The 14242-nt window shown below is 55.9% G+C and carries 14 protein-coding genes; 10 read left to right on the top strand and 4 right to left on the bottom strand.

Going from position 1 to position 14242, the window contains the following annotated elements:
- The first annotated feature begins 28 nt into the window (after window positions 1-28).
- Window positions 29-502 carry a DUF2489 domain-containing protein gene (locus HF945_RS08265; protein ID WP_290525259.1) on the top strand — a complete coding sequence of 158 codons (474 nt, stop codon included), beginning with the start codon at window positions 29-31 and terminating at the stop codon, window positions 500-502.
- On the opposite strand, the gene HF945_RS08260 is transcribed toward HF945_RS08265, so the two are convergent.
- Window positions 436-1224 (bottom strand): DUF3108 domain-containing protein, encoded by a 789-nt coding sequence (locus HF945_RS08260; protein ID WP_290525258.1) that lies wholly within the window; start codon window positions 1222-1224, stop codon window positions 436-438. The genes HF945_RS08265 and HF945_RS08260 overlap by 67 nt on opposite strands.
- A gap of 210 nt (window positions 1225-1434) precedes the next feature.
- Here HF945_RS08260 and HF945_RS08255 point away from each other — a divergent pair, with 210 nt between their 5' ends.
- On the top strand, window positions 1435-1821 hold the full coding sequence (locus HF945_RS08255; protein ID WP_290525257.1) for a PilZ domain-containing protein: 387 nt from the start codon (window positions 1435-1437) through the stop codon (window positions 1819-1821).
- A gap of 423 nt (window positions 1822-2244) precedes the next feature.
- On the opposite strand, the gene HF945_RS08250 is transcribed toward HF945_RS08255, so the two are convergent.
- Window positions 2245-2844: a hypothetical protein gene (locus HF945_RS08250; protein ID WP_290525256.1), complete on the bottom strand. Its 600-nt coding sequence runs from the start codon at window positions 2842-2844 to the stop codon at window positions 2245-2247.
- Window positions 2845-3109: 265 nt separating this feature from the next.
- Here HF945_RS08250 and HF945_RS08245 point away from each other — a divergent pair, with 265 nt between their 5' ends.
- The 3 genes from HF945_RS08245 to thrH all read left to right on the top strand — a co-directional run bounded on the left by HF945_RS08245 (window position 3110) and on the right by thrH (window position 6098).
- Entirely contained in the window at window positions 3110-4027 is a 918-nt protein-coding gene (locus tag HF945_RS08245) for a 5'-nucleotidase (protein ID WP_290525255.1), read from the top strand.
- An 88-nt stretch (window positions 4028-4115) separates the two neighbouring features.
- Window positions 4116-5090, top strand: coding sequence for an HTH-type transcriptional regulator CysB (cysB, locus tag HF945_RS08240; protein ID WP_161317663.1), 975 nt, complete (start codon window positions 4116-4118; stop codon window positions 5088-5090).
- Between the two features lie 390 nt (window positions 5091-5480).
- Window positions 5481-6098, top strand: a complete 618-nt coding sequence (gene thrH / locus HF945_RS08235; RefSeq protein ID WP_290525254.1) for a bifunctional phosphoserine phosphatase/homoserine phosphotransferase ThrH — start codon at window positions 5481-5483, stop codon at window positions 6096-6098.
- A 409-nt stretch (window positions 6099-6507) separates the two neighbouring features.
- On the opposite strand, the gene HF945_RS08230 is transcribed toward thrH, so the two are convergent.
- Together HF945_RS08230 and HF945_RS08225 are read right to left on the bottom strand one after the other, a co-directional pair.
- Window positions 6508-6987: a transposase gene (locus HF945_RS08230; protein WP_290525253.1), complete on the bottom strand. Its 480-nt coding sequence runs from the start codon at window positions 6985-6987 to the stop codon at window positions 6508-6510.
- A 398-nt stretch (window positions 6988-7385) separates the two neighbouring features.
- On the bottom strand, window positions 7386-8492 hold the full coding sequence (locus tag HF945_RS08225) for an anthranilate synthase component I family protein (protein ID WP_290525252.1): 1107 nt from the start codon (window positions 8490-8492) through the stop codon (window positions 7386-7388).
- Between the two features lie 311 nt (window positions 8493-8803).
- Here HF945_RS08225 and HF945_RS08220 point away from each other — a divergent pair, with 311 nt between their 5' ends.
- The 5 genes from HF945_RS08220 to HF945_RS08200 all read left to right on the top strand — a co-directional run bounded on the left by HF945_RS08220 (window position 8804) and on the right by HF945_RS08200 (window position 14225).
- Complete coding sequence (locus tag HF945_RS08220; RefSeq protein ID WP_290525251.1) at window positions 8804-9628, top strand: DUF6160 family protein; 825 nt, start codon at window positions 8804-8806, stop codon at window positions 9626-9628.
- A gap of 159 nt (window positions 9629-9787) precedes the next feature.
- Window positions 9788-10600, top strand: a complete 813-nt coding sequence (locus HF945_RS08215) for a C39 family peptidase (RefSeq protein WP_290525250.1) — start codon at window positions 9788-9790, stop codon at window positions 10598-10600.
- 48 nt (window positions 10601-10648) lie between these two features.
- Window positions 10649-11662, top strand: coding sequence for a transporter (locus HF945_RS08210; RefSeq protein ID WP_290525249.1), 1014 nt, complete (start codon window positions 10649-10651; stop codon window positions 11660-11662).
- A 29-nt stretch (window positions 11663-11691) separates the two neighbouring features.
- Window positions 11692-13359 carry an outer membrane protein transport protein gene (locus HF945_RS08205; protein ID WP_290525248.1) on the top strand — a complete coding sequence of 556 codons (1668 nt, stop codon included), beginning with the start codon at window positions 11692-11694 and terminating at the stop codon, window positions 13357-13359.
- Complete coding sequence (locus HF945_RS08200; protein ID WP_290525247.1) at window positions 13359-14225, top strand: MalM family protein; 867 nt, start codon at window positions 13359-13361, stop codon at window positions 14223-14225. Before HF945_RS08205 ends, HF945_RS08200 begins: the two co-directional genes overlap by 1 nt.
- Window positions 14226-14242: the final 17 nt, after the last annotated feature.

Below are 14242 nucleotides of genomic sequence, written 5' to 3'. Positions count from 1 at the left end.
TTGCTCATTCTCTTGCAATGGAGTCCACATGAGTCTCGCTTGGCAAATCCTCCTGGCTGCCCTGATCGGGCTGGTAATCGGCACCGTGTTGGGCTTGTTGTTGTGGCGGCTCTGGTTGGCACGGCAGCAGCGAAGGGAAACCATCAAGCAGCAGGGTGCGGTGTTGGACAGCCTGGAAGTGCTATGCATGGCCGTAGCACAGAAACAGGTGGAGCTGAGTGAGGCCGCCATTCGGATCAGTGCGCTGCTGGATACCTTGCCGGAGACGATCACACCGAAAGTGGACCTGTCAGATTTACACCAGTTCGCCGAGACCTGTCAGCAGTTTGATCGTGGTGAGGCCCGCAAGGGGTTGACCCCCCGCAGGCGGCACCAGCAGGACAGTTACCGCTGGCAGCTGGAAAAGGATTACGAGGAACGTCTTGACGCCTGTGCTCAGCGGCTGGAAACGGTGCTGCCGGCCTGGCGTTCCGGGCTGGGACTTTCTTCGGCTTCCAGATAACGGAAATCCGTCAATTCTATTCGCCCACGAATAAACGGATTTTCCTGGTGATCCATGCGGATCATGAAATAATCCAGCTCAGGGGCGGCCCAGAACCGGGATTTTCGACCACGCTCTTCGTAGTCCCTTTCCAATCCAGATGCCTGCCATTCTCCCGCCGGGGTCTTGATCACTTCACTGTCCAGCGCCTGGTAGTGGTACTGATCCATGCCATCGGGTTCGGCCACCGAATAGGTAAAGGCGGAATCGGCCTGGGCCATGTTACACCGTGCCACCATGGCCACACTGAGCGCATCCAGGGCATCTGCGGCCAGGGGATATTCTGCCTTGCTGCCTCTGGCCGTACCGCTATCCCAGTCAAACGCAATTTCCCCGCCGCGGCTGATCCCGAATCCGGCGCTTTCATGTCGGTAATGATGGGGTACAGCTGTGCAGTTGTCCCAATCGAATCGGGCAACCTCTTCATGGCGAAACAGCTTGTTTTCTGCCTTGAAGTGCAGCAGGTAATGGCCGGTGTCCCGGGTGAGTCTGATCGTGGCGTTGAGCCCAAGCGGAATGCCATTCACGGTCACACGATAGGACGCTTCTACCTGTGGCAGAGCCTGGGGGAACAGGGGGGGCGTGGAGGGAGTTACCGTGTCATCGCCGTCGCTTGTTGTGCCGAGCAGCAGCAACAGGCCGAGCATGGCAGGCTGAAACCCGTATCGGAGGGTGACTGTCACGTCCCTGTGATCCTGATCCTGAGAAAGTGCCCAAATCATACCATGCTGATCATGACGGAACAGCGAAAAGGCAGGCGGTTTGAAGTGGTCGCCACATTGTTGCTGCGTGTTAACATTTGTAACCAGGCTTAAAGTGCGGCACGATTGTGCTGATCTGAACCCGCGCCAGGAAGGCGCACAGCAGGTAAGAAAATCAAGACGGGTACCCCCATGGATAGCAGAGAAAACCGTGGCGCCAATCGGCGCAAACTGGCCCGCATCAGTACACAGATGCGCGTAGACCTTTTTCGCCATCGGCTATTTGGCGGCTGGCGCTTTGTAACGCGTGCCAAGGCGCTGGATTACAACCGATACGGTATTGGGGTGACTTCCCCGGTGCGCCTTTCGCCGGGCACCCTGGTCAAGGTAGATCTCTATTCCCCGGCCATGATTCTTCGCCAGGTGGAAGCGGAAGTGGTCAGCTGTCAGCGAGCCGGGCAGGCCTACCGAATGGGGCTGCGTACCTACCAAACGCTCAAGGAGCTGGCGGGAGAGTCTGATCAACATCAGATCCGCTACCTGGCTGGCATGGAAGATCTGCTGCCGAATCAGGCATGAATACATGCAGGACGCTTGATGCCTGACGCTCCAGATTGATTTGTGCTGGGTTTTGCGTGAAGCGTGAAGCAGCCGCAGCGCGGCCCACAACAAAGGTTCATCGCGGATTTCCGGGAAGGCCCCACCTTTCCGTAGGAGCGTCGCTGGCGGCGCGATTTGAGAGCAAGATCAAAAACGTTTTCGCCACAAGGATCGCTGAAACCTCGGATCGGGAGCTGTTGCCAGAATCTTCGTTCAGCAAGCTGAATCTCCCACCAGACACCGATTCCGCCCCTGGGCGGAGTAAACCGCTGGAATCGCGCCGCGAGCGACGCTCCTACGGGAAGACCGCGGTAGGAGCAACTTCCCGCAATTGCGCGGCCCACAAAAAAGCCCCGACCGAAAGGTTGGGGCTTTTTTGTGGCTCGGACTCAGTAGAGAGTCTTAGCTATCAGCTTTCGGTGCTGGCGGCGCCTTCTTGGCGGCTGCTTTTTTCTTCGCAGCGGCCTTCTTCTTGGCAGGGGCTTTCTTGGCGGCCGCCTTTTTCTTGGCGGGCGCTTTCTTGGCAGCGGCTTTCTTCTTGGCCGGTGCCTTGCGGGTAGCGGCCTTCTTCGGTGCTACCTTTTTCTCGATTTCCTTGGCGCGCTTCTCCAGGTCTTTTTCATACTGACCAATGACTCGTGCCAGGCTGTGGGCCTGCTTGGCTGTCGCTTTCAGTACCTTTACCTCGGTCTCGAGGATACGCTTGCGCGCCTGAGAGTCGTCCACCTGAGAGCGGGCATCGTCAGCAGCCTTGCGGGCACGATCAAGCTGACGCTTGACGGTAGCAGTCGCTTTTTCGCGGTATTCCGCCTGCAGCTTCTCCAGCTTGGTCAGGTATTCGCGACGACGTTCCATTTCCTTGTTGAGACGCTCACGCGCTTTATCCAGCTGTTTTTCCAGCTGGCCGATTTGCTTCTCACGTTCTTTGTCAAAGCGCTCGGCCAACTTGCGGATCTGCGCCTGAAGTTCCTCAACGGTATCTTTTACCTTGTTAGCAGCCATGGACGACTCCCTTTCCCCTTCGGATGGTATGAAACAGCTTGGCGTGACGCTGCGAACAGCGCTTGAACAACTCTATGCCACATATATGAACTGAACAACCATTGATCAAATTGTGTCGGACAGAAGTAGCCATTTTGATGGATCTTCCATGAAGAAGAGTCGTGATTGGCAGAACTTCCACGGCGAACGGCACTGTGATGGATCGCATTGCGCTTTCGATCCAGCGGCAGGATACTGGCCGCTATCGCAACGAAAGAGATGAATCATGCCTGTGTCGTTTGACGGGAAACTGGTGGTGGCTATCAGCTCCCGTGCGTTGTTCGATCTTTCCGACAGTCACAAGGTGTACCTGGAGCAGGGACTGGATGCGTTTCAGGAGTATCAGATCGAGCATGAGGAAGATGTACTCAAGCCCGGTGATGCTTTTCCGTTGGCCAGGAAGCTGCTGGCCATTAATGATCTGGCGGAGGGGGAGGGCAGGGTGGAAGTGATCCTGCTGTCCCGGAACAGCTCCGATACCGGGTTAAGGGTTTTCAACTCCATCGAGCATTACGGGCTGCCTATTACCCGGGCGGCCTTCGCCGGTGGGGAGAGCCCCCACCGTTACGTGTCGGCTTTCGGTGCCCATCTGTTTCTTTCCACTGACCCTGACGATGTGAGGCAGGTGCTGGAAGCCGGGTATGCCGCCGCCACCATCCTTTCCGGTGGCCAGTGTCAGGGAGAGGATGGCATCCTGCGGGTGGCGTTCGATGGCGATGCGGTGCTGTTCTCTGATGAGTCCGAGCAGATATTCCAGAGCGATGGGCTGGCGGCGTTTACCGAGAACGAGAAACGGTCTGCGCGGACTCCCATGGATGGAGGGCCGTTCAAACCTTTCCTGGCTGCGCTGCACCAGCTGCAGAACAGTTTTCCCCATGACCAGTGTCCCATTCGCACCGCACTGGTAACGGCTCGCAGTGCCCCGGCCCACGAGCGAGTAGTGCGCACCCTGCGGGAATGGGATATCCGTCTGGATGAAAGCCTGTTTCTGGGTGGACTCCCCAAGGGCGATTTCCTGAGAGCGTTCGGGGCAGACATGTTCTTTGATGATCAACAGGGCCATTGCGAGTCCGCCGCCGAGCATGTGGCGGCGGGGCATGTTCCCCATGGCATTTCGAACCTCGCTTCGGGCGAAAACGGGTAATTCTGTGAGCAGGGCGTTACGTCTGTATGCTTTTGCTGCATAATTACTTATATTCTTATAACCAGTAGTAAAGCGTGCGGAGGCAAGGATGAAGTTGCAGCAATTACGCTACATCTGGGAAGTGGCGCGTCATGATCTCAATGTGTCTGCCACTGCCGCAGCGCTCTATACCTCTCAACCGGGTATCAGCAAGCAGATACGCATGCTTGAAGATGAGCTTGGGGTGGAGGTCTTCGCCCGCAGTGGAAAACACCTCACTCATATTACCCCGGCAGGCCAGGCGATCCTGCGCATTGCCGGTGAGATTCTGCAGCAGACAGAGTCGATTCGCCGGGTTGCCCAGGAATTCCGTGACGAGTCCCGTGGCGAGCTGAGTATCGCGACCACCCACACCCAGGCCCGCTACGCTTTGCCGCCGGTGATCAATCAGTTCACCCAGCGCTTCCCGGATGTGTCGTTGCATATGCATCAGGGCACACCCATGCAGATCTCCGAGATGGCAGCCAATGGCAGCGTGGACTTTGCCATTGCCACCGAGGCGCTGGACCTGTTCTCGGACCTGATCATGATGCCCTGTTACCGCTGGAACCGGACGGTGGTCGTGCCTGAAGGACATCCGCTGACGCAGGTGAAGCCCCTTACCCTTGAGGCGCTGGCAGAATTCCCTCTTGTCACCTACGTGTTCGGGTTCACCGGGCGCAGCAAGCTGGATGATGCCTTCACCGACAAGGGGCTGGAGCCGAAAGTGGTGTTCACTGCTGCCGACGCTGATGTGATCAAGACCTACGTGAAGCTGGGTATGGGGGTGGGGATCATTGCCCACATGGCAGTGGACCCGGTGGAAGACAAGGGACTGGTGGCGCTGGATGCGGGACACCTGTTTGAGTCCAGCACCACCCGCATCGGTTTCCGCAAGGGCACCTTCCTGCGTGGCTTCATGTTCGACTTCCTGCAAGCTTTCGCGCCCCATCTCACCCATGACCGGGTGGAAGCGGCCATCAAGGCCAGCAACCGGGAAGAGCGGGAAGCCCTGTTTGCGGATATCGAACTGCCGATTCGTTAATGCCGGGTTTACCAAGAGGTAACTGAGGCAAGCCAAAACTGACTGGAGGGTGAGATTTTCCGACTCTACGCCAAACGCTGGACGCCGGATGCCTGATGCTAAAGAAGAGCGCATTCCGCAAAGCAAATCCTGGGCAGAAAGGCTGTATTCCGCGAAAGAAGCCAATGGTAACCAAATCAGAGCAGCCGGACCGATATCGCTATAACGCATAGTGTAAGCACAAGCACATGGTGCAACCTGCTGTTGCCATCTTATCGTCAGGCATCTGGCTTCAGGCATCCAGCGACCCCGGTTCCCTCTGTGGTAACTCCCCCCTTTACCCACGCCAATTGATTTCTACAGGCCCCGCGGCTACATTGTGCGCGCCTGATCAACCCATAGGGGAATGCCGTGGAATTGCTGTGTCTCGACCTGGAAGGGGTCCTGATCCCGGAAATCTGGATCAACTTTGCCGAAAAAACCGGAATCGAAGAGCTCCGAGCCACCACCCGGGACATCCCGGACTACGATGAACTGATGCAGATGCGCCTGCGTATCCTGGACGAGAATGGCTATGGCCTTCCCGATATCCAGGAAGTCATCGACACCCTGGACCCGCTGGACGGTGCCAAGGAGTTTGTAGACTGGGCTCGCGAGAACTTCCAGTTGATTATCCTGTCCGACACCTTCTACGAATTCGCCAAGCCGCTGATGAAGAAACTGGGCTGGCCGACCCTGTTCTGCCACCGTCTGGAAGTGGACGAGAAGGGTAAGATCACCGACTACAAACTGCGTCAGAAAGACCCGAAGCGGATGTCCATCAAGGCGTTCCACAGCCTGAATTACCACTGCATTTCAGCGGGTGATTCCTACAACGACACCACTATGCTGGCAGAAGCGGAACAGGGCATCCTGTTCCATGCGCCGGATAATGTGATTGCTGAATTCCCGCAGTTCCCGGCCGTGCACAGCTACGAAGACCTGAAAAAGGAAATCGTCAAGGCCAGCCCGCGGGATATTCCGTTGTAAGAGACGCTGCACTCATCACGCTTCACGCAACAACGCGGGGGCGTGTCGGTGCCAGTTGAAGCTGAAAAAGCCGCACCCATGGTCGGGCGCGGCTTTTTTGTGCCGCGCAGCGGTGTCGGTGTGCCCTGGTGAGAGCTCTCTGTGCTCATCAGGGTATGCTAGCAAGCGAAGGGCTGCTCTCCACTCCACATGTAAAAGCTTCCCTTGCAAGCAAGGTCCCACAATTGCTCCTCCACCTAAGGGGTCACCCCAGTGGGAGTTTGCCTGCATGCGAAAGGGGCTTCTCCCTCCAGATTAAAAAATTCCCTTGCAAGCAGAAAGTCCCACAGTTCACCTCCACCTAAGGGGGCCCCCCCCCTGTGGGAGTTTGCTTGCAAACGAAGGTTTCCCCTGCCAGTCACTCCATGCCCTACAGAACATCACCTTCGCCCACCCAGATACAGTCCCAGTGGGGATAATCCCCGACATTCAGAACAAGCCTGGCCCGTAATGGATTCGCTACGATATAGCGGGCTATTTCAACAAGGCTTTCCTCATCCCTAACGGCATGGTCATGAAAGCCCGACTGCCAGACCTGCTGCTTCGACGAATCAGACTGCCTTATTTCACGGCTAACCTGTGATTTCACTCTTTGCACAACCCGGGAAAGCTTGTCTTTTGATCCTAACTGGAAAAGCCAATGGAGATGGTCGGGCATGATGACAAAGGCATAGGTCGAGGAAAACCCCTGCATGTCGCTATGGCGGATGGCGTTTATTGCGATACGGGCATGGCTGAATAACAGAAACGTTGGCGTGCGCTCATGGCAAGCGGTGGTGACAAGGTAGATGTTGTCGGCGGCGCTATAACGGCCCTGTCTCAGGGCTTTGCTCTTGAAATGAGTTTTCATTTCTCAAGCATGCCGAAGAGCATTGGAACTATCTTGAGGCTGGCTCCTTAAAATCTGTAAGCCATTTGTGTATATCCCGTAGGCGTTTGTCTCAAGGCCGGTCTATACCAGCCTTCAAGCAAATAACTTCGTTTGCAAGCAAACTCCCACAGGGGGGATCTCTAAGGTAGAGATGCAATTGTGGGACCTTGCTTGCAAGGGAAGCCTTTAGCCATGGAGATGCAGAAGCCCTTCATTTGTAAGCATACCCTGACGAGCACAGAGAGCTCCCACTAAGGAGGGGGTAGATGCGCAGGAGAGCTTTGTGGGAGTTTGCTTGCAAACGAAGGTTTTCTGGACCTGGCAGATGGCTTCGACGGGAGATAGTCCGGTGAAGGTAGCTCGCAGGAATGTGTGTGTCAGTCTTTGGCAAGAAAGCGACTCTCCAGCGCCCCCATCAGCTTCTCCACCTTGAAGCGGCTTTCCTCATACTCCGCCTCTGGATCGGAATCGAACACGATGCCACCGCCGCCATGGCAATAGAGGTTGTTGCCTTCCGTTTGCAGGGTGCGAATCAGGATGTTGCTGTCCAGATTGCCCTGATTATCCATCCAGAAGAAGCTGCCACAGTAAGCGCCACGGGGAGCCGGCTCCAGTTCCGCGATGATTTCCATGGCTCTTTTCTTCGGGGCCCCGGTGATAGAGCCGCCAGGAAATGCCTGGAGCAGCGCCTCCAGTGACGATACATCGCTACGCAGCTCCCCCTGAATGGTGCTGACCAGGTGCTGCACATTGCTGAACTTGCGCAATTCGAACAGTGGCGCTGCGGTGACAGAACCGGGGGTGCAGACGGCGCCCAGATCATTGCGTAGCAAATCCACAATCATCAGGTTCTCAGCCCTGTCCTTGGGGTTTGCCAGTAATTCATCCCCCAGCGCCTTGTCTTCTGCGGGTGACAGGCTGCGCGGTCGGGATCCCTTGATGGGTTCGGTAACGACCTTGCGACCCTGGATAGAAAGGAAGCGCTCTGGTGACACTCCAAATACGGTTGAGGCGCCGCTATCAAAGTAGCAACTGTGCGGGGCAGGGTGATCTGCCTGCAGGTTCAGCCAGGCCGTTAATGGTGACCCCGTAAAGGTAGTGGCAAAGCGCTGGGCCAGATTAACCTGATAACAGTCCCCGGCGGCCAGGTACGCTTTAATGCGTGCAAGGCTGGCGAGATAGTCGGTTTTGCTGACTTGCGCCTGGAAGGCAGCGCCAAGCTCAAACGTGCCCGCCTGGAAAGCGGTGGGTAAAGGTACCGGGCGAGACGGGTAGAGGTGGATCACAAGTGGTGAGGCATTATTCCCGCTGTTGAATTCGTAGGGAATCAGTCCGGCTGCGAAGGCACAATCTGTGGCCAGCCGGCGGTTAACTTCCTGGATCAGGGCGGAAGCCTTTTCCGGCGCCGTCAGCGTCAGTGTCTGCAACGGGGTGGGAAGGGCGACGAGTTGCCCTTCAAGTAAAAAAACACAGCTCGGATTCATGGCGCCACGTCTAAACAGGGTGGGCCAGTGTACCTGTAACCTGAATTGTTCCCAACAGTGTTACGCGCCGTAACACTAAGAACATGGTTCACAATGAATTGCAATGATACGAAAGTGTTAATTTGTCTCTTGAGGTGTTTTTATTCAATAAATTCAAAAGGATGGCCTTCATTCTTGTCTTCAATTCTCTTTGTAACTGTCGCATTGGCTTTTGTAACCGGTGTGTTAACGTACATGTGTACTCTGTAATGACCAGGGTGCTTATAAGGATTACAACAACACACAACGTTGTGCACACGAGGAGAACAACAATGGGTTTTAAGAAACTTGCTCTTGCAGCTGCCGTAGCCGCCGCGCCCATGAGCGCCCTGGCTCTCGAGCCCATGCAGGACGAAGCACTGGCCGCTGTAACTGGTCAGGACGGTATTACCTTGGGTATCACTACCCCTTCACTTAGCTTGGACGTTAATGTTCATGATAACGATGGCCTTGCTTCTATCAGTGGTGATGCAGGTGCGATCGTTATCGAAAACATGGTTGTGAATACTGGCGGCAACGCTATCGATGTTGTTATTGATGCTGACGGTAACTCAGCGGCAACTGCTCCTGTGCTGAATGTTGCCGTATCCATTCCCTCTGGTACCTCAATTTCCACTGGTGATATCAGCGTTGCAACCAGTAATGGCATGGGTACAGCAGTTGCTAACCAATCAGCAGTAATTTTGGATAGCATGGATATCGTTCTTGGTGCAACGACCATGAATATCCAGCTGGGTAATGAGCTGCAAACTGTTGGTACTTTTGGTACTCAAATGATCGCTCTTGATACTACGATTACCGGTGGTATTACCATCAACAACTTCAGCCTGAACGATGCAACCGCTACGACAGGTGGTTCCATTTCTGCCACCAGCATTGCGGTTACTGGTACTGCTGAAGCTGGTGATATCACCACTTCTCTTGGTGTAAATCTTGATAGCACTACTGGTCTTATTATTGGTATTGAGACTCTTGGTACCGCTGGTTTGACTGTGGCCATGACAGATTTGGCACTGGGTAACTCCACTCCGATTGGTGATGTTGAACTGGTTGGTCTGAACCTGAATGGCACCACTATCTCTGTCAGCGGTCACTAATTCTGGCAGAAATATAAAACCCGGCTTCGGCCGGGTTTTTTATTGGCTGAAATGCCGGCCTCAGCCGTCAGAATAGGTTGTTGCCTACCCATCATGACCTAGTTAACATTTGTCCTCATATTAGAAACACACAATAACAATAACGCTGGATGCCATTACATGCTGACTTCCATGCTGGGTGTGGCGCTGATCTACTTTGCTGCCAATGAGTCCGTGGTGATCGAGCCCCCCAAAAAAGGGGAGATCTACTATGAGCACCCGACCCGTCCTGCCCCAATGAGAGACCGCGGAATCGTGGTCGAGAAGCCGGTTTCCGAGTTCCGCTATCACAACGTGACCCGCCAGGCGTACGACTATTCCTGTGGCTCCGCCGCGTTGACCACGGTGCTTAACCAGTATCTGGGGCGTCAGTTTCAGGAACGTCAGATCATGGAAGGTCTGCTGCGGTTCGGGGAAACGGACAAGATTGTAGAACGACGGGGCTTCTCCCTGCTGGATATGAAGCGCCTGGCGACGGCGCTGGGGCATCCCAGTGGTGGGTTCAGGGCAGAAATGGACGACATCCGGGAGCTGGATCACCCGGCCATTGTTCCTATCGCCTACGGGGGCTTTAAACACTTCGTAGTGCTGAAACAATACCAGGATGGCCATGTCTTTGTGGCGGATCCGGCACTGGGCAACATCAGCTTTACCGAAAGCAAGTTTCTGGAAATCTGGGACCAGAACGTGCTGTTTATCGTGTTTCCAAACGGCTTCGAGCCCCAAGAGGGTCTGGAGCTGACCGATTACGACCTGAGGTTGCTGGATGAGCGCACCATCAATCGCTGGGCGTTTGAGGTGTTTCCGGTGTTTACTGCGCCGGTCGAAAACTGGGCGGACAAGGCGAGTACGCTGACCCGCGTCCTGGTGACGGATGAAGATGGCTCGGAACGGGTGATCAACGTGCCGACCCGGACTTACTACCGTAAATAAGAAACAGCCTGCAGTGGCAAATAACAAACAGAATAAAGGAAGGCTTGCATGAAGATGATGTCTGGGAAGGTGGCCGCCGCGGCTGCACTCTTGTTGGCGCAGCATGTTGCCTGGGCGGCAGACAGCGTGGATGAAGCCCGTGAAGCGCTGCAGACCCACGAGGATGACGTCACCCAGGAAAAGAACCTGGAAGAAGTCTTCCAGGCGGCGGAGAAACAGTATTCACTGCTGCCCAGCGGCCAGATGTCCCTGAACTTCTCTGCCAACTACAACTATTACCGGGATGACCGCATCGATATCGCCATCGATGAAGACACCGGTAGCATCAGCCGCTTCCGCATCGAGCAGGATGCCCAGCATTCCTTTGCCTCCTCCCTGTCGCTGGATTACGGCATCTGGAACAACCTGACGTTCAATACCCGTCTGCCGGTGTCCTACAAGTATGACACCGAGAAAGATGTCTCCCAGGCCGCCTTGGGCGATGTGTCCTTTGGTTTGCGCTTTCAGCCGTTCCCGGTGAAGCCGGGGGCCATGAACACTACGCTCTACACCACCCTGAGTACGCCCACCGGCGACAGCCCCTACGAGCTGAATGTGCGGGAAGAGGTGTCCAGCGGTTCAGGCTACTACTCGTTGGGCGCAGGTCTGAGCGTGAGCAAGGTGATTGACCCGGTGGTGCTGTTCGGGTCCATGGGCTACACCATGGCCTTTGATGTGACAGGCCTGAATCAGATCCGCGGCGGCGAGATTCTGGAGGAAGTACGCCCGGGGGACAGCCTCAATTTCTCCATGGGACTGGCGTACTCGCTGTCCTATGAGGTGTCCCTCAGTGCCAGCTACCAGCAATCCTATAATTTCCAGACTGACTTCGTGTTCCAGGATTACACCGCAGCGTCGGAGGACTCCACATCCAGTGTGGTCAACACCTCGCTGGGCCTGCGGACATCCAGTAACCGCATCATCAACCTCAGCTTCGGTTTCGGTTTGACCGAAGATTCCCCCGATGTACTGCTAGGGCTGTCCATGCCGATCGATTTTTCCGGCCTGAAACCCGGTGCCTGAGCAGTGAATGCAGTTGGATGGGGTGAGCCATGAAGAATAATGATAAAAGGCCAGCATTGCGGTTATTGGCAGCCGCCTGCGGGATGATGGCAAGTGCGGCCAGTGCGCAGCTTGCCAATAACATCGCCATTGATGTGAAAGCCATGAGCATGGGTCATGCGGTGACAGCTGATCCCCCGGGGATTTCCGCCATTCACTTCAACCCGGCGGGTCTGGCAAAGCTGGATGGCCGGCGCATGGATCTTCAGTTTGTGGGGGCCGATTTCTCACTGGAATCCGAATTCAGTGCGCCTCCTGGCTATAACGTGTTCGGCTTTTCTGACGATCCTGTAGTCTGTGACGATGTGCCCAACGACGGTGTGGATTTTTGTCGCAGTTTCAAGACCGCCACCAGTACGGTGGAAGGGATCTCCCTGTATGTGCCGTTCGTGAACGATACGGTGGATCTGCCCCCAGGCCCGCTGATTGCCGGCCCGTTGCCGGCGTTTTCCATTCGCCCGGCAGGCTCCAAGTTCACCTTTGCCACCGCGACCTACCTGCCGCTGGCAGCCGGTTTTTACCGTGACGAAGACGATGTGGGTAACTACATGGGCGAGCGGGTGGCCCTGGAACGGATTACCTACCTGTCGCCCTCCATTGGTTACCAGGTTAACGACGAGCTCTATATCGGGGCGTCCATCGGCATGAGTTATCAGGCCATCGCCCTGGAACAGGATTTTCGTGCCCCCAATGAATTGCTCGGCTTTGCCCGGGTGATTGATGAGAGCATCTGTGCACCCTTCGAAGGCGAATCCAACGTTGCTCTGGATTTGATCCTGTTTGGTATCTGTCGTCCGGAAGAGGGTCTGGGCCCCTTCAAGAACATGGCGTCTCTGGATGTGGCCATGGATCAGCGTTTCAGCCCGTCCTATAACCTGGGGATTCTCTGGGAGCCCAATGATCGCTTTGCCTGGGGCGCCACCTGGCGCTCTGCCGCCAAGACGCACATGAAGGGCGACTACAAGATCACTTATTCCAATGCTGCCCGTGAGACCATCAACGGTATCGGCGGTTCGGCCACCGGTGCCCTGGCGTTGGCGGTGCTGGGTATTCCCTCCTACGTGGGTGAAGAGGAAGTAGGGCGGGTAAGCATGGACCTGACCATGCCCGCCACCTTCCAGACCGGTATCAAGATCAAGCCCACCGAACGGCTTCAATTCAATGTGGATGCGGTCTGGGCGGACTACAAAGAGTGGGATGCGTTCAATATCGTGTTTGATCGTAGCTCAGCAGTACTGAGTCTGGCGCGTCTTTTTTCGCCGGGATCCACCCCGACCCGACTTAGCTATCCGCTGAACTTTCAGTCCACCTGGAACCTGGCGTTTGGTGCGGCCTATGATCTGACTGGCCGTATCCAGCTGCGTGCGGGCTACGAGCCACGGGCCTCCGCCATTCCTGACGACCGCCGTAGTCCTATGGTGCCGATCAATGAGGCCCGCTATTACAGCCTTGGCATGGGCTATAAGTGGGACAAGGATACCGACATCGATCTGGGTATTGGCATGCTGCAGAGCAAGGATGAAATTCCGGCCAATATCAGTTGTGCAGCAAACTGCACCGGTATCGATAATGTGGTCTACAACCCCTATGCTGGCCTGGACATCAAAACAGAGGCCACCGTCACCATGGTCGGCCTGGCCTTCAGAACGAAATTTTAATGCGACATCTACTTGCATTGGCTCTGGTGGCTCTGGCAGGGTGCCAGAGCTCCATGCCCACAGGCGATCAATCCAGTGGTTTGTACGTCTACACAGACGCCCAGGGCAACCTGGTGACGCTGGAGCGCCCGGCAGAAGCCCAACCGCCGGCAGCGGCTTCACCCGCACCGGCCAACCCGCCTGAAGCCACCTCCAGTCCGAAAGTGGATGCAGCCAATGACCAGCCCATGGAGACTCTGGAGGACTACCGCCCCAGTGGCGAGGTGGATGAAGAGCTGGCGGAGCGTGAGAACCAGCGTTTTGTCACCTATATTGATGAAACGGGCCAGTTGGTCAGCCGGCCACTGGATATGGGTGCTGAGCGTGCCGCTGCTGCTGCCGCCCCCGCCCCTTATGAAACAGTAGGGGAGGTGGGCTACCTGGAAACCTACCGGCCCCTGCGTGCGGACTGTTGTGTTCATATGCTGGACACCGCGGAGACGCTAAAGACCGGCAGCGAGACGCTGGTGGATTTCCATGCCGACAGCCCGCAGATGGCAGGTGAGGGCGCTTATCGCGCCATGGTCTTCAAGGTGGACGAGGGGGTGGCGGCTGTCACGCTCAATGCCTTTGTCAAAAAGAAAGGCTATTTGGCGGTGGAGCTGCTCTGGCTGGATGCCAATGGCTCGCCGGTCATGCTGGTGGATCAACCTTTCAGCCGTCGGTACCCGGAAACCTGGTACCGCTTTGGCTATCTGCAGGGAACCCTCGAGCGGGAAACAGGTCAACGGTACCTGGTTGTTTTCCTTCCTTATTTTGAAGAGCAGCCAGGTACAGACGGATTATTACAAGTGACGCAGGGTGAGCTTGTCCTGATGGGGCAATAATCGGCTCTCCTGCTGAA

The organism is Alcanivorax sp. (assembly GCF_017794965.1).
GTDB lineage: Bacteria > Pseudomonadota > Gammaproteobacteria > Pseudomonadales > Alcanivoracaceae > Alcanivorax.
This window is presented reverse-complemented; position numbering and strand designations above follow the sequence as displayed.